We start from the raw sequence: 21,286 nt of genomic DNA, 5'->3' as shown, positions 1-21,286 counted from the left end.
GGCTCAGGTTTTTGAAACCGGCATTCAGACAGGCTTGCATGCCTGGATTAAGCAGCATCCCCTGCCCGACAAGGCAGGGGATGATATTTTTGGAAGTCTGACTTACCTGTTGGCCATGGCATAGATCTGATAGACATCGTCGCGGCCAAGCACCCTGAAACTGCCTATGGTGCGCTGGCCAAAGTATACGCATCGGTCGGCCAGTTCCCGGACAACCTCATCAGGCTGGACCCCGATGCCCAACTCTGAAAAGCATGTGGGTGCTCCCACTGAAGCGAAAAAGGCTTCCGTTCTTTCTATGGCAGCCTTACCGATGGCCTCGGCACTTCCCTCGGAGATTCCCCATACCTTCCGTCCAAACTGGGCAAACCGCTCCGGATTGACATTGAAGCAGTAGCGAGCCCAGGAGTCCCAGACAGCCGACAGGCTAGCTCCGTGGGCCACATCAAACATGGCGCTGAGTTCATGGCCCAGCTGATGCGTGGCAAAGTCTCCCTTGCCGCCAAGACCGGTAAGCCCGTTATGGGAAAGGCTTCCGCACCACATAATTTCGCTCATGGCGTGATAATCTGTGGGATTTTCCAGGGCTATCGGTCCGTTTTTGATCATCACCCGCAGGAGGGATTCGGCTATCTCGTCCGTGAGATCGTTGCCCAATTCCGGGGAGAAATAGCGTTCCATGGTATGCATCATGATATCCACAATGCCGCACATGATTTGGTACCTGGGAAGCGTATAGGTCAGTTCCGGGTTCATGAGGGCAAAGCGCGGACGGTTGAACTCGGTGCTCAGCCCGCGCTTTGAGCGAATCTCGTCATTGGTAATCACAGCAGAATCGCTGGTCTCGCTGCCTGCCGCCGACAGGGTCAGGACAACGCCCACCGGAAGGCTTTTCTCCACCACGGCCTCCCTGCTCCAGAACTTCCATATATCGATGTCCGGGTTGGCAACACCATGGGCTATAGCCTTTGCCGTATCGATAACGCTGCCGCCGCCTACGGCCAATATGAAATCGACTTCGAATTCAAGGGCCTGTCTGATACCTTCCCTGGCAAGGGACAGCAGGGGATTGGGCTTGACACCCCCCAGAGTGGTATATGGGATCTGATTATCCTCAAGCTGCTTGGTGATTTTCTGCAGCAAACCGCTCTTCACAACACTGCCCCCGCCGTATACAACCATAACCCGGGTTCCGCCGAAGGCTTTTATCTCCCTGGCTGCATGCATCTCGGCGTCCTTACCGAAGATCACTTTGGTCGGTGAATAAAAAGTAAAGGAATTCATCTGCACCATCCTTTCTCTTGCGTCTTTACCTTTATCATAACATTATCAATCCGGGTTTTACAGGATATAACCTGCTAATTTCCCTTGCGTCGGACCTTGAACGGAAGGCTTCCGGATGTGCCTCCCCTTAGAATGCATACCAGGATGCCCCTGTATCGCTGCCCCTGGGCCGGGCTGCTGCCAGCAACTCAGCGCTTTTTGACGTTTTACCTGTGAAAACCGTGCCTGAACAGCCGTAAAAGCACGGCAGAGGGTTCCCTGCCATTCGTTTTTTTCCCATAAATATGTTATGCTTATGCATTAGTGGATCAAAGGACATCGTCTTCGGACATACAGGTTCCTGGCCTTAACCCTCCCATGTCAGGACGAAGTGGGCCTTGTTGTCACCGGACTTTCGCAACCGAACCCTGATGAATCCCGGGTATGAAACAGCAAGGCGGGGTGCCTGAAAAGCGAAGACAGACCAACGATAGCCATTACGGCGGATAAGGGGAGATCGAAATGAAGCTGTTTGTCCTGATACTCAACCGCACCGAAAAGCTGGACGAACTCATGTTAACCTACGCCAGGGAAAAGATCTGCGGTGCGACAATCATCGACAGCACGGGCATGGCCCGTGAGCTTGCCAGTGCCGAACACCATGAAGAAGAGATTTCCTTCCTGGGATCGATCCGCAAGTATCTGAACGGAAGCCTGGATAAAAGAAGCAAGACCATCCTGGTTGTCATCCGCGATGACCAGCAGGAGAAGATCATTCGCCTCACCGAAGAAGTGGTGGGGGATTTCTCCAGACCGGATACGGGAATCATGTTCACCCTGCCCCTGGATTTTGTCCAAGGAAAGGGGTTGGACAAATGAGCCCTCTTTTTTATGCCGGATTGATGCTGTTTTGCGGTCTGCTGATGGGAAGACTTGCAAAGCTTGTCGGACTGCCGAATGTCACCGGTTATATTGTAGGCGGCTTGATCATTGGGCCCTATGTCCTCGGAATCGTATCATCCGGGATGGCGGAGGGGCTCAATATTATTTCGGAGATGGCCCTCGGTTTTATTGCCTTGTCCATCGGCGCCGAGTTTGAACTGTCCTATTTCAGAGAGGTGGGGAAAGCCCCTGTCATCATCGCCGTTCTCGAAGGATTATTTGCAATAGCCTTTGTAACAGCAGGACTGCTCATTATGGGCTTTGAGCTTCCCCTCACTGTCATTCTCGGCGCTATTGCATCGGCCACGGCGCCTGCGGCCACCATCATGGTGATTCGCCAATACCAGGCGAATGGTCCTGTCACCAAGACCCTGCTCAGCGTGGTGGCGCTGGACGATGCCGTGGCGCTGATCGCGTTCGGTTTCGCGGTTGCCATCACCAAATCCCTGACCAATGCCGACGGGGATCTGTTAATGGGCATACTCGATCCTTTCATCACCCTCTTGTTGTCCATTGTAATCGGCGTGGTATCAGCATTAATCCTGCTCATACCCATGCGCTTTTTCAAAAAGACATCCAACCGGACATGCGCGGTGGTGGGTATTGTCTTCCTCACCCTGACGCTGGCCGATTATTTCGGCGCATCGTCACTTCTGGCATGCATGGTTTTGGGCGCGGTCTTTACAAACATATCGCAGGATGCCGCGTCCGTTTTCCGGATCGCGGACAATCTGACGCCTCCCATCTTCATGCTGTTTTTTGTGCTTTCAGGCGCACGGCTTGATGTTACGCTCATTCCTGCCATAGGTGTCATCGGGGTGGGCTATATCCTCCTGCGCGTCCTCGGTAAGCTGAGCGGAGCCTGGCTGGGAGCTGTTATTTCAAAGGCGCCAAAAACCGTCAGAAAATATCTGGGGTGGGCACTGGTTCCCCAGGCCGGTGTAGCCATCGGTCTGACCCTCGTGGCCGATCAGGTTGTGCCGGAATACGCGCCCCGGATCCGTACGGTTATCCTTTGTGCCACGCTGATTTATGAACTGATCGGTCCGGTCATATCCAAGATGGCGCTGAAAAAAGCGGGAGAGATTCAGGAATCGACAACCGCGCCGGCCTCTGACGCACATGCCCGATAAGAAGGCATTTTAAAATGGTATATATTATAGTGACGGAAAAACCTGTCGGAACACGAAAATATCCGGCGACGGCCGGATCAGACCCGCACGGGAGGATTTTGAAAGATGCAAATCAAGTTTTTGGGGGCGACCACATCGGTAACAGGCTCCTGCCACCTGATAACGACAGAGAACCATAAACTTCTGCTGGACTGCGGCTTGTTCCAGGGAAGCAACGAACTGGAGCAACTTAACTGGGAACCCTTTGATTTTAATCCTGAAGAGATTGAATGCGTATTATTAAGCCATGCCCATATCGACCACTGCGGCAGGATTCCCCTCCTGGTCAAGCGCGGCTTCAGGGGAAGAATCTATTGCACCGACGCAACGGCCGATCTTTTGACCATCATGCTGAGGGACTGCGCGTCCATCATGGAAAAGGAAGCCGAATGGACCAACCGGAAGAACATGCGCGCCGGTGGACCCCTGGTGGAGCCCCTTTACACCATGGCAGACGTGGAGGCGGCCTTAAGCCTTGTAACGCCCGTGCTTTACAACCAGCTGATCGCGCTCAACGGCTCTTTAAAAGCCGTGTTCAATGATGCAGGCCATATCCTGGGATCTGCCATCATCGAACTGTTCATCCAGGAAGGCGATGATGTGACCAAGCTGGTATATTCCGGGGACCTGGGCATGAAAGGCCGCCCCATCCTGAGGGATCCCACCTTTATCAAAAAAGCGGACTTTGTCATCATGGAGGCGACGTACGGCAGCCGGGTCCATGAAAGCAATTCGGACAGCATTGATAAGCTCATCGAGATCATTCTCAAAACCGTGCGCAGAGGAGGCAATGTGATCATCCCATCCTTCGCCGTCGGAAGGACCCAGGAGCTGATCTACCAGCTTAACCGGTTTTATGAGGGGCATTCAGAGTATCAGAAAGAGCTGAGCAGCATCATGGTTTACGTGGACAGCCCCATGGCCACCTCGGCCACCGAGATATTTCGAAGAAACGCCCAGGTCTTTGACGAGGAAACCAGGGAATACATCCTGCGGGGAGACCATCCGTTGGACTTTAAAAACCTTAAGTTCACCCGGTCGGTTGAGGAATCGGTGGCGCTGAACCATGATCAGAATCCCAAGATCATCATCTCGTCCAGCGGGATGTGTGAGGCGGGGCGGATCAAGCACCACCTCAAGCACAACCTGTGGAATCCCAAATCCAGCATCGTCTTTGTCGGCTACCAGGCCGAGGGTACGCTTGGCCGTTCCATAGTCAAAGGCGATAAGCGGGTAACCATCTTCGGCGAGAAGATACAGGTGGAGGCCGAAATCTACAACCTGGAAGGCTTTTCAGGCCATGCCGACAGGGATGGGTTACTGGAATGGGTGTCCGGGTTCCAGAAAAAACCGGGGCGCATTTTCCTGGTCCATGGCGAGGAGGAAGCCAAGAAGGCTTTTGCAAAAACCGTTAAGGACGCTTTGGACATTGATTGTACAGTCGTCAGGGGGAATACGGAATATACCCTTTCAAAGGATAAGGTGATCTCCGCCGAGGAAGCTTTGGATGAAAGAATCTCACCCGAAGCCTTAAGGCAGATTAAAAGCAGGATTTCCTCCATACACGATGACCTGGAAAGGATACTTTATCATACCCATCTTGCCATGGGAAGCGATTTGTCTCCCCAGCAGATCATCGAGATTGGGAATATCGTGATGGAGCTGGAGAAGCATACCCTGAACCTGGGTTCGGTAGTCGCCAGAAAAACCGGCTAACCGACGGGAAGATGTACTTAAAAAGCCACGGACCCGAAAGCGCAGCGGAACGGTCATCGTTCCGCTTGCATGCTCATAGCGGAAGCTTTTTCAGACCTCAAAAACACTGAAACTTTCTGGACAGAACATTATAATAATATTTATTGCTTTTAAAGAGAGGAGTCATCCCGATTTGCTTCGTCTGATCAGCAGCCTGAGCCATTCTGTTACACGTTTTTTCGGCCAGGGATTGCGGAGGGAAGTCATTTCCATCACCTGGCCTGCTTTTATAGAGCTTGTCATGTCAACCTTTTTTGGCATGGTGGACATGATCATGGTCGGCCGGCTGAGCTCGGCCGCCATAGCGGCGGTAGGGCTCACCAACCAGCCCTTTATGCTGCTTCTGGCCATCTTTGCAGCCGTCAACGTGGGCACAACTACCCTGGTGGCCTGGAATATCGGGGCGGGAAAGCCGAACAAAGCCTCCGAGGTAACACGTCAGATCATTGTACTGAACATAATCCTGGGCATCCTCGTAAGCATCATCGGTATCGTCCTTGCACGGTGGATCGTCCTGTTCATGGGAGCCAGGGAGGATACCCTGCAGGATGCCACCGTATATTTCCAAATCGTTTCAGCCGGGCTCATGTTCCAGGCCCTGACCATGGGAATTACCGCGGCGCTCAGGGGTGCGGGCCAGACCAAGCTTCCCATGTACTACAACCTCGGCAGCAATCTTCTGAACGTTTTCGGCAACTATGTGCTGATATACGGAAAACTAGGCTTTCCCCGGCTGGGCGTTTCGGGAGCGGCCATATCCACTACCCTTTCCAGGGTTGTGGCCTGCATCGTCGGCCTTTATATTGTCTATTCGGGAAAAGCCATCATCCACATCGGCAGAGCCACCCGATTCCGGTTTGATTTCGGAATTATCAAAAAGGTCATGTCCATTGGCATCCCTTCCGCACTGGAGCAGTTCGTCATACAGAGCGGACTCATGATGTTTGCACGGACGGTTTCCGGTCTTGGGACCATACACTTTGCGGCTCACCAGATTGGCCTCAACATATCCGGATTATCCTTCTCCTCCAGCATGGCCTTCGGCGTGGCGTCCACCACCCTGGTGGGGCAGAGCCTGGGTGCCAATGACAAGGAAAAGGCCAGGCGGTGTGCCGATGTGGTCCATCATATGGCCCTGGTGGTGGCTATCTTTGTGGGGATCCTGTTTTTCCTGTTATCCCACCCCCTGGCAAGGCTGTATAACAAGGAAGCAGAAGTGGTGGTCCTTGCCGGCATGGTTCTCAAAATACTGGCATTGATCCAGCCGGGCCAATCCACACAGCTTTCCATTGCGGGCGCTCTGCGCGGCGCAGGGGATACCATGTACCCCCTTTATGCCTCCATTTTCGGCATATGGATCTTCCGGGTGTTCGTCGCCTATGTGTTTGTGAATGTCTTCAACTGGGGGCTTGTGGGTGCCTGGGTGGCTTTTGTGCTTGACCAGACCACAAGGGCACTGATCGTTTATTTCCGGTTCCGGTCGGGAAAATGGCTGGATGCCAAAGGAAAGCATTTAAAAGAAAGCCTCAAAAAAGAAGAAGTGTAGCATAAAACCGGCGAAAGGAAGAAAAACGGGCGGGACTCACGTTCCCGCCCTTCGTTTGATTTATGGATGAGCCTTTCATCTGCAGTTGTCAAAATCTATCACTGCGCCCTGTTCCCTGAGGGTCTTAACCAGTAAAGGAATGTCCATTTTGCTCATGGCCAGGCCCTTCTGGGCAGCGATGGCTGCAGCGGTTCCCGCAGCCTGTCCCATGGCCATGCAGACCGCCATGACCCGGACAGTTCCGAAGGCCGCCCTGTCGGCGCATACGCTGCGGCCGGCCACGATGATATTCCTGCTGTCGTAGGGCACCATGATGCGGTAAGGGATATTGTATTCCTGCTCCAGTACCACCAGTTCCTGATCGATATTGTCCGGCCTGTGGATATCAATGACATGGGCACCTTTGGCAACGGTATCCGGGAAGGGTTTGGGATGAATCACATCGTCGGTCGTGAGCTGGTACATCCCCACGATATGGTAGGTTTCCCGGACGCCGGTCTGCGTACCCGATTTCAAAATCCGGCAATTCCTGAATTCCGGGAAGTTCTCCCGCAGGATGGTTACAACCTTGAACAGGCTTTCGCGCAAGCTGCATTCGGTTTTTGTGAACTGCTCGGGGTTACTGGCATCCGTGGCTTCCCGCAGAAGATTGATGCTCACCGAGCCTTCATTGAACCCTCTGCTGATCCATGGTCCGCCAAACAGCGGCATTTCACCCTTTTTATGCAGCTCGCCCAGGCGGTTCCGGATAACATCGCTAATGGGTAGCTGATCGTTCACCGCATCCCCGAACAGGCCTTGTTCTTCGAGGGATTTGGTATCCACACCGCTGAGCTGGAACCACAGGGTTGCCGGCTGCAGGGTATTTTCCTTAACGGTCTTGTAGCCTGCGGCCCGCACCACATCCGCATCTCCCGTACAGTCCACGATCACCTTGCCCTCATAGGCGACGCGTCCGATCTTGTTCTGGACGATGACATGACTGACATGCCCGTCCGTTGTGATGCAATCCGAAAACCAGGAATGGTAAAGCAGTGTGACGCCGCTTTCAAGAAGCATCTGCTGGGCTGCCAGCTTGAAAACCTCATCATCGATGGGATAATTGCCGCTCTCGAAGGCAATGTTTGCCCCTCCCAGCCGGTTTGCGCGAACCATCAGTTCATAGGGCATTCCGCCGATGATTTGCTTCCCGTTCTTCCTGAATTCGCTGATGGGCGTAACCAGCGCATTGGTCGCCATGCCGCCCACAAATCCGTACCGTTCTATCAACAGGGTTTTTGCACCGTTTCTTGCCGCCGCCACAGCAGCGATGATGCCGGACGGCCCCCCGCCGCATACGATGACATCGTAGCTTCCGGCAACCGGGATTCTTCTTTCAGGTTCGAAAATATGCATAAGGTTCCTCTCCTTAAAATCTTATCCTGTTTCTGCCTCAAGGACCGCACCTGAAACCGGAAGTTTTTATGGCTCAGACGCAGGTAAAGGCGCCGTCTATGACAAAATCAGATCCTGTGGTAAACTTGCTGGCATCACCGGCAAGGTATACGGCGATCGCCTGGAGCTCGTCGGGCCTTCCCAGGCGGCGAACGGGGGTCATCTCTTCCCATTGCTTGATCAGGGGTACAAGGAAGGGAGAGTTTGAGATCAGCTCAGTACCGATATAACCCGGACTGATGGAGTTGACCCGCACCCCTTTCAGCGCCCATTCCACCGCAAGGGACTTGGTCAGCAGGATCACGCCTGCCTTTGAAGCATTGTATGCACACTGGGGCTGCGGATAATTGACAATATGGCCCGACATGGAGGCCGTCGTGATGATGGAGCCTCCTCCTTGCCGGATCATCACCTTTCCGGCAGCCTGGGCTGTCAGGAAAACGCCGGTCAGGTTGATATCGATAACCTTCTTCCACTGCTCAAAGGTCATTTCCTCAGCGGGCGCGTTGATGCAAATGCCCGCGTTGCAGAAGGCCGCATCTATCCTGTCAAACTGCTCCAGGATGGTGGCTATCATCTGTTCCACCTGATCCGGCTGGGTGACATCCGCCTGAACTGCGATGAATTTGCGCCCGGTCTCGGCAGCAAGCTGCTGAGCCGTTTTCTTCGCCTCTTCTATGTCCAGATCAACAATGGCCACATCGGCTCCGGCTTCCGCCACGCCGAGTGCAATGCTCTTCCCTATGCCTCTTGCGCCGCCGGTGACAAAAATCTTCTTGCCGTCGAGGCGCATCTTTTCCATGATTCCCATGCGATTCCCTCCTTTTTCTTTCTCAGTATGCCCGATACGCATAGTTTAGCTGAACAGATCCACGCCCCGCTCCAGCAGGACCTTCTGTACTTCCCTGTAATCCACTTCGCGGGGATTAATCCCCTTTTTCGCTGCAAGGGCCGCCGTCACGCCCGAGGCTTCGCCGATGGCCATGCAGATGGACATGACCCGGTAGGAGGCATGGGCCCTGTGGGTGCCTGAAATACATCTTCCGGAAAGAACCAGACCATCGGTCTTCTTTGGGATGAGGCACCGAAGCGGAATGTCGTAGGGCGTTACTTCCTCGGGAACGCCTTCTGCCTGGGCGCTGCCCGTTGGGTTATGGATATCGACAATAAAGCTGGCCTTATGGACCACTACATCCTCAAACCGGCGTCCTGTGCGCAAATCGTTATCCTCCAGGATGTATTCTCCGATGAAGCGGCGTGTTTCCCTGACACCAAGGGTTTCGGCCGTGCTCTTCACATAACAGTTCTGGTAGCCGTCCACGAACTTGCGCAGGAACTCGGTCACTTTATCAATCTGCGCGCGCAGATCCACCTCGGCCTTTTCCAAATCGTCGCTGTTGACGGCGAAGATACCGTTGGCCTGGGTGGTGTTGATAAGGCGTTCGCCCGGCACCAGGGTACGGAAAGAGCGGACAGATGCCGAATGGGGCGGCAGGTGCCCTTCCTTGCAGAGCCTGGTGGTATAGTCGAGGAATCTTTCACCCTTGTACTGGACATAGTCCACTTCACCGATGCAGGTAAGGGCGTCCTCTTCCACGCCATTGAGGGTGAACATCAGCGTTACCGGCTGTACCAGGGAATCGCTGTCACGGCCCATCTGATACTCGGCACCGGCATGGTAGGCCACATCCCCGTCGCCCGTGGCATCCACGAAAACTTTCGCCCTGAGCACCTTCAGGCCGGTTTTTTCCGATATGACAACGCCGTCCACCCGGCTGCCGTCCATGATCACGTCAACCACCGGTGTCTGGAGAAAAATCTTGACACCCGCCTCATGGGCAAATTCCACCAGCACGCGCTTGGCCTTTTCAAAATCGTGGCACTGCTGGGTGGCTCCGATCTCATCGCAGTCCGGAACGCCCAGCCGCTCCACCAGTTCATCCCTCAATGTTCCCCTGGAAACGCTGCCAAGGATGGGAGCAACGGCGCCGACGGTCAGGTTGCCTCCCAGCACGCCATAGCGCTCAACCAGGGCGGTCCTGACACCCATGCGGGCTGCCGAAACAGCCGCGCATATGCCGGAAGGACCCGAGCCCACGACCACCACATCGAATTCGTCCCTAACGGGTAGTGTTTTTTGGTAGGAAATCATCTCTGCACTCATATTGATTGTCTCCTTCAAATAGCTTCCCGGACTTTTCCGCGCTTTCAGCCAGCCACCGGCACGGCACGGAAAATTACGGGATTGAAGCATATTCTTGCTCCTCCATTGACAAAAAGGGGGGAGAAACCTTCCGCAACGACAAAGGATGATCTGCAACCATAACAGGCTTCCCCCCGACCACAAAAAGATGGGCTGTCATTGCTGTGAGCATGTCCCTGCGGGCGAAGCGGGGATAATGCGCTGTTATCAGCCAGTCACTTCACCGCTCCGCCCCCCGCAGCGACATGCATATGGTTGATATATGGGCATGGAATCAGGGTTTCAATGCAAGGGAACAGAAGCCGTCCCACGGCATCTATTCTCCTAGGTAAGCTCCCTGCTCCTTAAGCTTTTCACGCAACATGGTCACATCAACCTCTGCAGGGGTTTTGTCATCCCTGACCGCAAGGGCTGCTGCTGTTCCTGCCGCCTGTCCGAAGACCAGGCAGCAGGGAATCATGCGGATGGCGGAACCTGCCATGGCGTCAGCCGAAATGGCCCGTCCGGCCACCAGCAGATTGCTTATGCCTTTGGGCACAAGGCAGGGATAGGGCACGCCAAAATAGGGGCCTTTTTCAAGGGTGTAATAGGTGCCCCCCGGGTCGCTCTTGTTATGGGTATCCATATTGGTAGCCATCACGGCGATGGTATTCTCGGGAACGCGGCAATTGATCACATCGTCCGCGGTCAGCCTGTACAGGCCCTCAATATGCCGGGTCTCGCGGATGCCTATGGTGGCTGCCGTTCCCATGAACTTGGCGTTTTCGAATCCTACGGCATATTTTTTAAGGAAGCTGAAGACCTTGTGGACCTGTCTTAAGCCTTCCAGCTCAGCCCGCGTCAAGTCCTCGGCCCTGGTCCCGTCCACATCCAGAATACGGGTCACGTTCAGGCGGTACTCGCCGGGCTCCGGGCTTTCAAACAGGCAGACCTCGGCACGGGGCACATCCCCCCATTCGGCCTGCTTCTCCCTGATAAGCCAGCTGAAGGGACCATAGAAAGGCCGGATCTCATGCTCATGCTCCTTGATGTGGGCTGCAAGCCTTTCCGTGTCCACGTTGCACACCCGGAAGAACAGGGTGGCCGGCTGCATGTTGCCGTCCTCCACGCGTCCGAGTTCAAAATTGACGCCGGCCCGGGCTGCAACATCCGCATCCCCTGTGCAGTCGATGATGATCTTCGCCCGGATGACCGACATGCCATCCTTGTTGGCAATGATGACACCGGTTATTCTGTCGTCTTCCCTGAGCACATCCACAAACTGGGTGTGCAGCAGAAGCTCCGCTCCCGCCTCCTGGATCATTTCGGTCGCCACGAGCTTAAAAGCCTCATGGTCAAAGGGACCTACGTGATCGTGGCCGATGAGATAGAATCCGGCCCGGGATGTTTTCGACCTGACTTCATCGGGATGAATGGCCCCGCCGATCCGGATCATCCGCTGGACCATCTCTTCGAATATGCCTTTGATGATCTGCTTCTCACTTTTTGCGTCATACACGGTCATAAAGGGGCCTACCAGGCCATTGGTGGCCATGCCGCCCACGCAGCCCATACTGTCGAACACAAAGGTTCTGGCCCCGTTCCGCGCCGCGCAGACCGCCGCGCCGATACCTGCTGGCCCGGCGCCCACCACCAGGACATCCACATCACGGTATGCGGGAAGTTCTTTTGAAAATTGTACTGTACTCATCTTGATTCTCCTGCCTTCTTATAACCTCGCCGCAACAGAAATCATAGATTTCGAACGGCCCGAGAGCATTGATACTGCGTATGAACAATCGCAGCAGTCCCTTTTGGGGACTGCCGCAATCTGTTATCCCTGGTCTATGGCTTATTTGCCGTAGAACTCGTCATACCATGCCTGCATTTCGGCTCTGACCTTGTCGCCGCCGTTGTTCTGCCAATCCTTCATGAAGGTGGGCATGTCGCTCAGCTTCTTGGTTCCGGCCATCAGCTGGAGGACGAAGTCGCTGGTGCTCTTGAACAGGGACTGGTTGTACTTGGCGTAGTTCTCCAGCGAAGGCATGAACGCAAAGGTGTTGGGTACGAAGATTTCGGGAGTATGCTTGTTGGCATAGTTGGTTACCGCATCGAAAGGCTCCCACATGGCCTGGCTCTTGCGGACGCGTGCAGGCCACTGCTTAGCGAAGGCTTCCTCGTCGGTGCTGTTCAGGTACCAGAAGGAGTTGCCGCGCTCTTCGCTAAAGATGGGGTTAATCGGGTTGATTTCACCATTTTCATCATAGGTGAAGTGCACGCCTTCCACACCGATATTGAGGTAGAGCTGGTTCTGCTGCTTGATGTTGATCCAGTTGATGACATGCTCAGGATGCTTTGCGTTCTTAAGGATGCAGGTTACCTGGTTGATGGCCTCTGTCCTCATGTATGTGCAGGTACCGTCGTTGCCATACAGCGCGCCGATGTAAGCCAGATCGTCCCAGTCAAGTCCAAGGCTTTCCATCATAACCGGAGTAGTCACAAGGGTACCGGTACGGTTGGAGCAGGCGATGATGGCTTTGCCGGAAGAAAGCTTCTCGTTCACGGTTGTGGTGTTGTTAACTGCCCAGTCACGGTCCAGCAGGCCTTCATTCATGAGCTTCTGCATGAACTCGATCATCTTCGGGAAGTTCTCATGCTCGGTCATGTAGATGACCTTGCCGTTCTCGTCCACCATCCACATGAACTGTACCAGGCACCTGGGAGTAGACGGCAGCAATGTGCTGGATCTGACCCGTGCTGAAATCGAAGGACATCTCCAGATCCCCAGGCTGGTGGAGGCCCTGAAGAAGCATGTGCCCGGCTTTGAGAACTGCTATATCACCAATATCTATTCCAACATCGGCGTCCGTGAAACCCGGCGTTTTGTCGGCATGAAGGAACTGACCGAGCACGAGATCATGGACGGACAGGTTCCTGAGGATACGGTCGCATTAGGCGCCTACATCATCGATATCCACGACGGCCAGGGCGGGGGCACCGTGGTCAAGCATATCAAGCCCTATGGCATCCCCTATGGCTGCCTGGTCAGCAGGGATATCGACAACCTCATGTTCAGCGGCAGATGCATCTCGGTAGACGCCGTCGTCATGAGCTCCATGCGCATCATGCCCACCTGTATGGCCATCGGCGATGCAGCCGGTGTGGGCGCTGCATGCGCCGTGAAGCACGGGATTCTGCCCGGAGAAGTGGATGTCAGCGAGGTCAGGGCAATCCTCCGCAAGGCCAATGCCATCCTTGAACCTGCAAAATAGCATTCAGGCCAGGTCCGCCGGATGCTCCTGTGCGGAGGCATACCCATTACGGCCCGCCTTTGATATACGGGGCGCGCCTTCTATGGCGTACCCCGGCTGTGATCATTTCCAAGGGTTCATGTGCCATAGATAACCGGATGAAAGAAAGGAATGATGTCCATGAAACAAGCAATCATGTTGGAACCCGGGCGCATTGAATACAGGGATGTGCCCGTACCAGAGGTCGGACCCGGCCAGATAGAAGTAAAAATCAGGAAGATCGGCGTATGCGGATCGGATATCCATGTATGGCATGGCAAGCACCCCTACACCTCCTATCCCGTTGTACAGGGCCATGAGGTTTCCGCGGTGGTCACAAAGCTTGGAGAAGGCGTTACGGAATTCAAGGTCGGCGACCTGGTCACCATTCAGCCCCAGGTGGTCTGCGGCAAGTGCTATCCCTGCACCCACGGCCTTTACAATGACTGTGAGGAGCTCAAGGTCATGGGATTCCAGACCACGGGCATGGCCAGCGAATACTTCGTGGTGGACGCGGTAAAGGCCATAAAACTACCCGATGGAATGAGCGATGAGCATGGTGCCATGATCGAGCCCCTGGCAGTGGCATGCCACGCCGTCAGGCGCTTTGGCGATATTGCCGGCAAGAACGTGGTGGTCATCGGCGGCGGTCCCATCGGCAACCTGGTGGCCCAAACCGCCAAAGCCAAGGGGGCAGCCAAGGTCATCATTACCGAGATCAGCGACTACCGCCTGAAAGTGGCTGAAAAATGCGGCCTGATTACCGTCAACCCCACCCAGACAACGCTCCGGGACGCTATCAGAAGCGCCTTTGGAAGCGACGGCGCCGATGTCATCTTCGAATGTATCGGAAGCCCAAAAACCCTTGAGGAAGCCGTGGAGGTCGCCCGGAAGGGCAGCGACATCATTGTGGTGGGCGTTGTGCCGGATCTGTGCCCCATCAACATGGGATTTGTGCAGGACCATGAACTGCGCCTGATCGGCAGCGCCATGTACCGAGTGGAAGACTACCGGGAGGCCATCGAGCTGGTAGGTAAAGGTCTCATCGAGTTTGACGCATTGATCACCCACAGGGTACCCTTCTCTGATTATGCCGGTGCTTACAGGCTGATTGAGGAGCAAAAAGACAAGGCCATGAAGGTAATGATCGATATGGAGAAATAGGAGGGCATCCCGTTATGAAATACGGCATCTTTTACGCCTATTGGGAAAAAGAATGGAAGGGCGATTTCATCACCTATATCGAGAAGGTCAAAAAACTGGGCTTTGACATCCTGGAGGTGGGCTGCGGCGATTTTCACAAACAGCCCGACTCCTATTTCCATACCCTCCGGGATGCGGCCAGGGAATACGATATTATCCTGACGGGTGGTTATGGCCCCCGGGCTGAGCACAACCTCTGCTCTCCGGATACCGCCGTTGTGGAAAACGCACTGGCTTTCTACAGCGATATCTTCAGAAAAATGGAGATTGCAGGCATACGTTCCATCGGCGGTGGGCTTTATGCCTACTGGCCTGTAGATTACAGCAGGGAGCCGGACAAGGCAGGCGACCTGGAGCGAAGCATTAAGAACATGCGCAGGCTGGCGGACATCGCCGAAAGGCATGGCATCACCCTGAACATGGAGGTGCTTAACCGCTTTGAGGGCTATCTGATCAACGATACCAACGAAGGCCTTGCCTATATCCGCGCCGTGGACAAGCCAAATGTCAAGCTGATGCTGGATACCTTCCACATGAACATCGAAGAGGATTCGTTCACCGAGCCCATCCTCCAGGCCGGGAAATACCTGGGCCATGTCCACGTGGGCGAGCCCAACAGGAAGCCGCCCCGCGAGGGCAGAATTCCCTGGGGGGAGATCGGAAAGGCCCTGCGCCAGATAGGCTATGATGGCCCGGTGGTCATGGAGCCCTTTGTGACCATGGGCGGCCAGGTGGGAAAAGATATCTGCGTCTGGCGCGACTTGTCCCAGGGAGCTACGGAAGAGGATCTGGACAGGGACGCTGAAAAATCCCTGGCGTTCCTCAAAGGCATGTTTGAAGCATGAGCAGCAGGCATTCATGATATACGTTTCAAGTGTATCCTCCTTATAAATATGATTAGTCCCGGGATCCCTTCAGGATCCCGGTTTTTTTATTCCTGTCATTTCCGGATCCGTTGTGATAGAATGAGTAGAAAAAAAGAAAAAGAAGGCTGCAACATGAATCTTTCAACTATTGTGATGTTCCTGATCATTCTCTTTCTGCCGCGGCTGATCATGCTTTTGGTGAGCAGGTCGTCTTTCCTGGCTACCCTCGGCCCGGTTTTTCTCTGCTACCTGTTTGGCTTGTTGCTGAGCTTTCCCTTGAAGGCCCTGGGCGCAGATATCGTCCTGGCTTCAGATTTTTCGTCGGTCCTGGTTTGCACCGCCATGCCGCTGATCCTGTTCTCTGCCGATATCCCAGCCCTGAAAAAGCTAGCCCGTCCCATGGCCGCATCCTTTGCAATGAACACCGTATCGGTCATCCTCATCGCCACTGCGGCCTTCTTCATTTTCAGGCAGTCCGTTCCTGATGCCGCCCATATCAGCGCTATGCTGACAGGCACCTACACCGGTGGTACGCCCAACATGATCGCCATAGGTCACGGGTTGGGTTCCGGAAACGACCGCATACTCCTCCTCCAGGCTTCAGATATGATTGGAGGAGGCATTTACTTTTTTCTGCTGATCTCCGTCATGCCGCGCCTGATGAGGCATGTCCTGCCCGAATATACGCCTGTCGGTAATACCTTCAGCCAGGAAGACACCCATCGGTACATAGAAGCTTTCAGCGGAAGGAAGCAAAGCGTCAAACCCTTCAGGATGTTCCTGAACCGCTGCGGATTTGTGCTGCTCTCGTTGGTCTGTGTGGCCATTGCCATGGGCATCTGTCTTTTGCTGCCCTCAGGCTATGGCAATACCGGTCTGGCCAAGCTGGGCGAATATACGGCCTTCATCATGCTGATCGTAACCACCCTGGGTATCGCCCTGTCCTTTGTGAAGAAGGTCCGCACCGCGCCGGGTTCCTACAGCTCAGGCCAGTACTTCATCCTGATGTTTTCGGTGGTCATGGGCCTGTGCTTTGATCTTTCCGCCGTTACCGGCGGGCTTCTCTTGTTGGGCATGCTGCTGTTCATCCAGTTTGTGACAGTGATTTTACATATCATCATGGCCCGGATCGCCGGGATCGACTACCATACCATGATGATCACATCCACGGCAGGGGTTTTCGGACCCGCCTTCATCATGCCCGTCGCCAGGGCCCTGCGCAACGATGAGATCGTCCTTCCCGGAATCCTGTGCGGCATCCTGGGTTACGCCATCGGCAATTATCTGGGTATCGGCCTGGGAAAACTATTGCTTCTGTTCCCATAAAACGCATGGAAAAAGCCCTGCGCCGCGGATCTTTACCCGTAAGGCAGGGCTATTTTATATCAAAAGCACAGACAGGGTATCAGTAGATGGTTCTTCCCTTTTCATCCGGTATGCCGCTCTTTCGGTAGAAGTAGCTGTTGACCACATCCCGCCATTCCCTGGCATCCTTCAGTTGGATGTCCAGCCTTTCCAGGACGGATTCAAACCTTTCCCTGTCGATCTTTCCTTCCAGGCTGAGCCATTTTTCGCGGAACTGCTCAACCTCCTCCACGCCCTCAAAATGGGTATCGTAAATGTGCTGGATCAGGGTTTTTCCAGATTTGAGGCGGTGTCTGTATGCCACCCGGTGGAAGAACAACAGCAGCTCCTCGGGGCATTTATCCATATCCTCATACATGTCCGCGTTGGGTTTGTGGTACCTTCCCGCAAAGCCCGTGCCACGGGCAACGGTTCGATCCACGCCGATGGCACGCCAATCGGCACGGTGGTAGGTTCCCCACGGGGAGTATTCATACCCGTCCACATTGGGGCCATAATGATGGTTCGGATTGATCATCCACCCGATGCCCAGCGGACTTGTGTATTTTTCGTAGGTCAGCCAGGACTTCAGCAGGATATCGCTGATGGTGCCGATAATTTCCGGGTCGTTGGAGAAGGTCAGCCGAATCCATTCTTCAGCTATGGCTTCGCTGGACAAGTCGGGATTCCATGTCAGGCGTCCGTAGCCGTAGAGATTTGCCTGTGCCAGCACATGCCCGGTCCAGTTGGCGTTGTCGCCAATATTGGAAACGGCGGCAAAACCGCAATGTTTTTGCGGATAAACCTTCCCACAAACCAACTTTTTCACCGTGGATCCAGGGCCATTGGACCAGGTTTCGAAGTCCAGGACTTCCTTCCACTGGGGGATCAAAAAGCAGACATGTTTCTGCTGTCCGGTGTATTCCTGGGTAATCTGCAGTTCCAGGATCTGGTTGGTTTTTGTCAGACCGCCGAAAAGCGGAGAGACGGGCTCCCGGACCTGGAAGTCCATGGGGCCGTTCTTGATCTGAAGCACCACATTGTCCATGAACTTCCCGTCCAGAGGCATGAAATGGTCATAGGCCGCGTTGGCGCGATCGGTCTTCGTATCCCGCCAATCCTGCCTGCAATTGTAGACAAAGCAGCGCCAGATCACGATCCCGCCGAAGGGCTCAAGTGCTTTTGCCAGCATGTTGGCGCCCTGGTCATGGGTTCTGCCGTAGGTAAAGGGTCCCGGCCTGAACTCGGAGTCGGCCTTGACGAGGAAACCGCCCAGATCAGGTATGTATTCATAGATTTCAGCCGCCTTTTTGCACCACCAGTCCTGAACGGCTTTATCCAGCGGATCGGCAGTTGAAAGGCCGCCCAGCTCAATGGGGCTGGAATAGTTGACGGAAAGATAGACCGATATGCCGTAATTGCGGAAGATCCCTGCAAGCTCGGCCACCTCCGGCAGAAGCTCCCTGGTGATCAACCGTGTTTCCCGGGCATGGACGTTCACGTTGTTGATGGATATGCCGTTGATGCCTACCGAGGACAGGAGCCTTGCGTAGTCCCGAACCCTGCTTTTGTCGGCGATGAATTGATTGTCCCTGAAAAAGATGGAGTTACCCGCATAGCCTCGCTCTATGCTTCCGTCCAGATTGTCCCAATGGTTGATCATGCGGATCCCGGCCGCGGGATTTTCCATGCGGCTGAGGTCCTCCGGTTTTATCCCCACCTGCAGACAACGCAGAAAGGCGAAAGTGCCGTAGAGAACGCCCCTGTCCGTCTTACCTGCTATCAGAATGGCATCTTTACAGGTTTTCAGGATGAATCCTTCATCACCCAGCGCATGCATGTCATCAGCCGTAAGCTCCACACCGCTTTCCGATCCGATAAACAGCGCCCGGGTATCGGATTTTGCATAAAGGACCTCCGGTTCAACGCCCAGAATGCCTTTCAGGCCCCTTTTCAGCTCATCAACAGCCGATTCCATGATGGCCGATTGACCCGCAACGGCAACCTTTTTGCATATCGTTCGGTATTGGTCCGCGACGGCGTTCTCCAGCGGCCGGTAGGCCAGCCAGCAATCATATGCCCTGCCCTGCTTTTGGGCATCTCCAGGCTTTATCATAGCTATCTCTCCTTCATATCTCCCCAGGAATCTTCCCCATCATTTCTTGCTTTATTTTAAAATATATTAATATACTACTATATCAATTATAATAGGATGCCTGTTTTGAGGCAACCCTGCAGGCAGTAAGAATCTGTGTTTTGCCAATAAGGCAGGCATCAGATTCTCCCCATCCACTTTAAATGGCTTGTGGCGACAAATCCTCATATTCTTCAGGCTCTACGAAATTTTAACACAGGAAGAGCTTTTTCTGCATGGCTGGATTCCTTTGGTAGACGCTTGCCACATTCAGGATGTATAATGAAGGCAGGTCCTACAAAAATAAAGAAGGAGGAAAACCCCATGAAGAAGCTGAGAACCCTGTCTTTCATCCTTGTATTTGCTCTGTTGTTCTCCTTTGCAGCCTTTGCTGACAATGGCACTTCTTCTGCGACCGGTTCCAAATCCATTGTCATCATCCACACCAATGACGTCCATTCCAGGGTTGATGAGAACCCGGGTCTCGGTTATGCAAAACTGGCTGCCCTGGCTTCAAAACTGGCATCTGAAACGGGCGTTGACCCCATTCTTGTTGATGCGGGCGACGCTTTTCATGGCCAGACCATCGCTACCCTTGCCAGGGGCGAGAGCATCGTGAAGATCATGAACGCCGTAGGCTATGATGTGATGGTGCCCGGAAACCATGATTTCAACTATGGCTACGAAAGGCTTCTTGAGCTGGCTTCCATGGCAGAATTCGGTGTGATTTCCGCCAATGTGAAGAAAAGCGATGGCTCCAGGCTTTTTGAACCCTACACCATCATAGAACGGGACGGCGTTAAAATAGCCTTCTTCGGGCTTTGTACTCCTGAAACCGCTTACAAGACCAACCCCAAGAACGTAATCGGCCTGACCTTTGCCGATCCGGTGGCCGAGGCTAAAGCCATGGTGGAACAGCTGGACGACATGGCCGACGTGATCGTTTGCGTATCCCATCTCGGGCTTGACGAATCCAGCATTGAGACCAGCAAACTGGTGGCTGAGAAGGTCAGCGGCATTGATCTGATCATCGACGGTCACAGCCATTCGGAACTGAAGGAACCCCTGAAGATTGGCAACACCCTGATTGTGCAGACAGGGGATTACATCCAGAATGCAGGCGTGGTCAGGATAAGCCTTGATCAGAACAACAAGATTCATAGCGTTTCCGGCTCCCTCTATCCTGTGGAGCAGGCTGCCGAGTTGACACCCGACGAGGGTATCCTGTCGGTCATCGACGCCTTCAAGGCCGCCCAGCAGCCCATCCTTGCCGAAGTCATCGCCACCAGCGAGATCGACCTTGATGGCGAAAGGGAACATGTCCGCACCAGTCCTACCAATCTGGCCGATCTCATCACTGCATCCATGCTGGCCGAAACAGGAGCCGATGCGGCCATCACCAACGGCGGCGGCATCCGGGCCAGCATTAAGGCAGGAAAGATCACCCGCGGCGATATCATTACGGTTCTGCCCTTCGGCAACTACATCGTTACCAAGAAGATGAAGGGCTCCGATATTGTGGCCGCCCTTGAGCACGGGCTTTCAGCTTATCCGGCACAAAACGGGGGATTCCCTCAGGTAGGCAATATTGAATACCTCTTTGACCCTTCAAAGCCTGCCGGTCAGCGGGTAACCTATGTATGGGTCAAGGGTGAAAAACTCGATCCGAACAGGGAATACATTGTGGCCACCAACGACTTCATGGCTGCCGGCGGAGATGGATACCCGTTTGCCGATCTTCCGCTGGCCAATGAATTCGGAAGCCTTGACGAAGCGTTGATCGCCTTTATCCAGAAGAATCCTGGGGTCCTGAAGTATGACAAATACGTCATCCAGCCAGGGGACGCCATCTGGAAGATAGCCCGGAAGACCGGCACCAACTGGGAGGTCCTGGTCAGGATCAACAATCTGGAAAACCCGGATCTGATCTATGCGGGCGACACCCTGCTGGTACCTGCATGGTAACCAACTGAAAAAGGGGTGGTACACAAACCCCTCAGGATGTTATATAATAGTGATGAAACTGAATACCGGTTTGGATGAAGGATGCGGAAGAGCTCTGCCCCAGGGCAGACACCGAAGGAGAAAACGGCAAATTGTCGGGTTTGTCGTGAAGCTTTCAGGTTAAAGGACCGTATCCGGACAAAACTCTGGA

The 21,286-nt window shown here is 54.2% G+C and carries 16 protein-coding genes and 1 riboswitch; of the genes, 9 read left to right on the top strand and 7 right to left on the bottom strand.

All coding sequences use genetic code 11. The annotated features are described in order from the left end of the window. Window positions 1–102: 102 nt before the first annotated feature. On the bottom strand, window positions 103–1,284 hold the full coding sequence (locus F3H12_RS04365; RefSeq protein ID WP_149678142.1) for an iron-containing alcohol dehydrogenase: 1,182 nt from the start codon (window positions 1,282–1,284) through the stop codon (window positions 103–105). A 501-nt stretch (window positions 1,285–1,785) separates the two neighbouring features. On the opposite strand from F3H12_RS04365, the gene F3H12_RS04360 reads away from it, so the two are divergent. From F3H12_RS04360 to F3H12_RS04345, 4 genes are all read left to right on the top strand, one after another. Continuing rightward, complete coding sequence (locus F3H12_RS04360) at window positions 1,786–2,142, top strand: hypothetical protein (RefSeq protein ID WP_149678141.1); 357 nt, start codon at window positions 1,786–1,788, stop codon at window positions 2,140–2,142. After that, window positions 2,139–3,338: a cation:proton antiporter gene (locus F3H12_RS04355; RefSeq protein ID WP_149678140.1), complete on the top strand. Its 1,200-nt coding sequence runs from the start codon at window positions 2,139–2,141 to the stop codon at window positions 3,336–3,338. The genes F3H12_RS04360 and F3H12_RS04355 overlap by 4 nt, the downstream gene beginning before the upstream one ends. A gap of 105 nt (window positions 3,339–3,443) precedes the next feature. Next, entirely contained in the window at window positions 3,444–5,093 is a 1,650-nt protein-coding gene (locus F3H12_RS04350; RefSeq protein ID WP_149678139.1) for an MBL fold metallo-hydrolase RNA specificity domain-containing protein, read from the top strand. A 172-nt stretch (window positions 5,094–5,265) separates the two neighbouring features. Further along, window positions 5,266–6,678, top strand: a complete 1,413-nt coding sequence (locus F3H12_RS04345; protein WP_243133191.1) for an MATE family efflux transporter — start codon at window positions 5,266–5,268, stop codon at window positions 6,676–6,678. A 75-nt stretch (window positions 6,679–6,753) separates the two neighbouring features. Here F3H12_RS04345 and F3H12_RS04340 read toward each other — a convergent pair whose 3' ends face one another. From F3H12_RS04340 to F3H12_RS04320, 5 genes are all read right to left on the bottom strand, one after another. Beyond that, window positions 6,754–8,073, bottom strand: a complete 1,320-nt coding sequence (locus tag F3H12_RS04340; RefSeq protein WP_149678138.1) for an FAD-dependent oxidoreductase — start codon at window positions 8,071–8,073, stop codon at window positions 6,754–6,756. 73 nt (window positions 8,074–8,146) lie between these two features. Continuing rightward, window positions 8,147–8,923 carry an SDR family oxidoreductase gene (locus F3H12_RS04335; protein WP_149678137.1) on the bottom strand — a complete coding sequence of 259 codons (777 nt, stop codon included), beginning with the start codon at window positions 8,921–8,923 and terminating at the stop codon, window positions 8,147–8,149. A gap of 45 nt (window positions 8,924–8,968) precedes the next feature. Further along, window positions 8,969–10,276 carry an FAD-dependent oxidoreductase gene (locus F3H12_RS04330; RefSeq protein ID WP_149678136.1) on the bottom strand — a complete coding sequence of 436 codons (1,308 nt, stop codon included), beginning with the start codon at window positions 10,274–10,276 and terminating at the stop codon, window positions 8,969–8,971. 355 nt (window positions 10,277–10,631) lie between these two features. Beyond that, window positions 10,632–12,005 (bottom strand): FAD-dependent oxidoreductase, encoded by a 1,374-nt coding sequence (locus F3H12_RS04325; RefSeq protein WP_149678135.1) that lies wholly within the window; start codon window positions 12,003–12,005, stop codon window positions 10,632–10,634. A gap of 141 nt (window positions 12,006–12,146) precedes the next feature. After that, window positions 12,147–12,995 carry a type 2 periplasmic-binding domain-containing protein gene (locus tag F3H12_RS04320; protein ID WP_243133190.1) on the bottom strand — a complete coding sequence of 283 codons (849 nt, stop codon included), beginning with the start codon at window positions 12,993–12,995 and terminating at the stop codon, window positions 12,147–12,149. Here F3H12_RS04320 and F3H12_RS04315 point away from each other — a divergent pair. The 4 genes from F3H12_RS04315 to F3H12_RS04300 all read left to right on the top strand — a co-directional run bounded on the left by F3H12_RS04315 (window position 12,970) and on the right by F3H12_RS04300 (window position 16,979). After that, window positions 12,970–13,566, top strand: a complete 597-nt coding sequence (locus F3H12_RS04315; RefSeq protein WP_243133189.1) for an FAD-dependent oxidoreductase — start codon at window positions 12,970–12,972, stop codon at window positions 13,564–13,566. The two genes, F3H12_RS04320 and F3H12_RS04315, sit on opposite strands and share 26 nt — an antisense overlap. A gap of 159 nt (window positions 13,567–13,725) precedes the next feature. Then, window positions 13,726–14,748 (top strand): zinc-dependent alcohol dehydrogenase, encoded by a 1,023-nt coding sequence (locus F3H12_RS04310; RefSeq protein WP_149678133.1) that lies wholly within the window; start codon window positions 13,726–13,728, stop codon window positions 14,746–14,748. Window positions 14,749–14,762: 14 nt separating this feature from the next. Next, window positions 14,763–15,632 carry a D-psicose 3-epimerase gene (locus F3H12_RS04305; protein WP_149678132.1) on the top strand — a complete coding sequence of 290 codons (870 nt, stop codon included), beginning with the start codon at window positions 14,763–14,765 and terminating at the stop codon, window positions 15,630–15,632. Between the two features lie 153 nt (window positions 15,633–15,785). Then, a complete protein-coding gene (locus F3H12_RS04300) occupies window positions 15,786–16,979 on the top strand; it encodes a DUF819 family protein (RefSeq protein WP_188118371.1) in 1,194 nt (397 codons plus the stop codon). Window positions 16,980–17,058: 79 nt separating this feature from the next. Here the strand turns inward: F3H12_RS04300 and F3H12_RS04295 are convergent, their stop codons facing one another. After that, window positions 17,059–19,113: an alpha-glucuronidase family glycosyl hydrolase gene (locus F3H12_RS04295; RefSeq protein ID WP_149678130.1), complete on the bottom strand. Its 2,055-nt coding sequence runs from the start codon at window positions 19,111–19,113 to the stop codon at window positions 17,059–17,061. 342 nt (window positions 19,114–19,455) lie between these two features. On the opposite strand from F3H12_RS04295, the gene F3H12_RS04290 reads away from it, so the two are divergent. After that, the gene (locus tag F3H12_RS04290) at window positions 19,456–21,096 is read left to right on the top strand and encodes a 5'-nucleotidase C-terminal domain-containing protein (protein WP_149678129.1); all 1,641 of its coding nucleotides are present in this window, start codon (window positions 19,456–19,458) and stop codon (window positions 21,094–21,096) included. Between the two features lie 74 nt (window positions 21,097–21,170). Next, window positions 21,171–21,276, top strand: a riboswitch (glycine riboswitch). Window positions 21,277–21,286 lie beyond the last annotated feature (10 nt).

The organism is Thermoclostridium caenicola, assembly GCF_900142095.1.
GTDB classification, from domain to species: Bacteria; Bacillota; Clostridia; order DSM-8532; family DSM-8532; genus Thermoclostridium_A; species Thermoclostridium_A caenicola.
Note: the sequence above shows the minus strand (reverse complement) of the source record. Positions and strands in the feature narration are given on the sequence as shown.

Excerpts from the sequence above, each read along its gene's own strand:
- F3H12_RS04320 (WP_243133190.1), bottom strand. The coding sequence starts at position 12,995 with ATGTGGATGGTGGACGAGAACGGCAAGGTCATCTACATGACCGAGCAT.
- F3H12_RS04305 (WP_149678132.1), top strand. The coding sequence starts at position 14,763 with ATGAAATACGGCATCTTTTACGCCTATTGGGAAAAAGAATGGAAGGGC.
- F3H12_RS04295 (WP_149678130.1), bottom strand. The coding sequence starts at position 19,113 with ATGATAAAGCCTGGAGATGCCCAAAAGCAGGGCAGGGCATATGATTGC.
- F3H12_RS04300 (WP_188118371.1), top strand. The coding sequence starts at position 15,786 with ATGAATCTTTCAACTATTGTGATGTTCCTGATCATTCTCTTTCTGCCG.
- F3H12_RS04350 (WP_149678139.1), top strand. The coding sequence starts at position 3,444 with ATGCAAATCAAGTTTTTGGGGGCGACCACATCGGTAACAGGCTCCTGC.
- F3H12_RS04290 (WP_149678129.1), top strand. The coding sequence starts at position 19,456 with ATGAAGAAGCTGAGAACCCTGTCTTTCATCCTTGTATTTGCTCTGTTG.
- F3H12_RS04340 (WP_149678138.1), bottom strand. The coding sequence starts at position 8,073 with ATGCATATTTTCGAACCTGAAAGAAGAATCCCGGTTGCCGGAAGCTAC.
- F3H12_RS04365 (WP_149678142.1), bottom strand. The coding sequence starts at position 1,284 with ATGAATTCCTTTACTTTTTATTCACCGACCAAAGTGATCTTCGGTAAG.
- F3H12_RS04360 (WP_149678141.1), top strand. The coding sequence starts at position 1,786 with ATGAAGCTGTTTGTCCTGATACTCAACCGCACCGAAAAGCTGGACGAA.
- F3H12_RS04335 (WP_149678137.1), bottom strand. The coding sequence starts at position 8,923 with ATGGGAATCATGGAAAAGATGCGCCTCGACGGCAAGAAGATTTTTGTC.
- F3H12_RS04355 (WP_149678140.1), top strand. The coding sequence starts at position 2,139 with ATGAGCCCTCTTTTTTATGCCGGATTGATGCTGTTTTGCGGTCTGCTG.
- F3H12_RS04330 (WP_149678136.1), bottom strand. The coding sequence starts at position 10,276 with ATGAGTGCAGAGATGATTTCCTACCAAAAAACACTACCCGTTAGGGAC.
- F3H12_RS04325 (WP_149678135.1), bottom strand. The coding sequence starts at position 12,005 with ATGAGTACAGTACAATTTTCAAAAGAACTTCCCGCATACCGTGATGTG.
- F3H12_RS04310 (WP_149678133.1), top strand. The coding sequence starts at position 13,726 with ATGAAACAAGCAATCATGTTGGAACCCGGGCGCATTGAATACAGGGAT.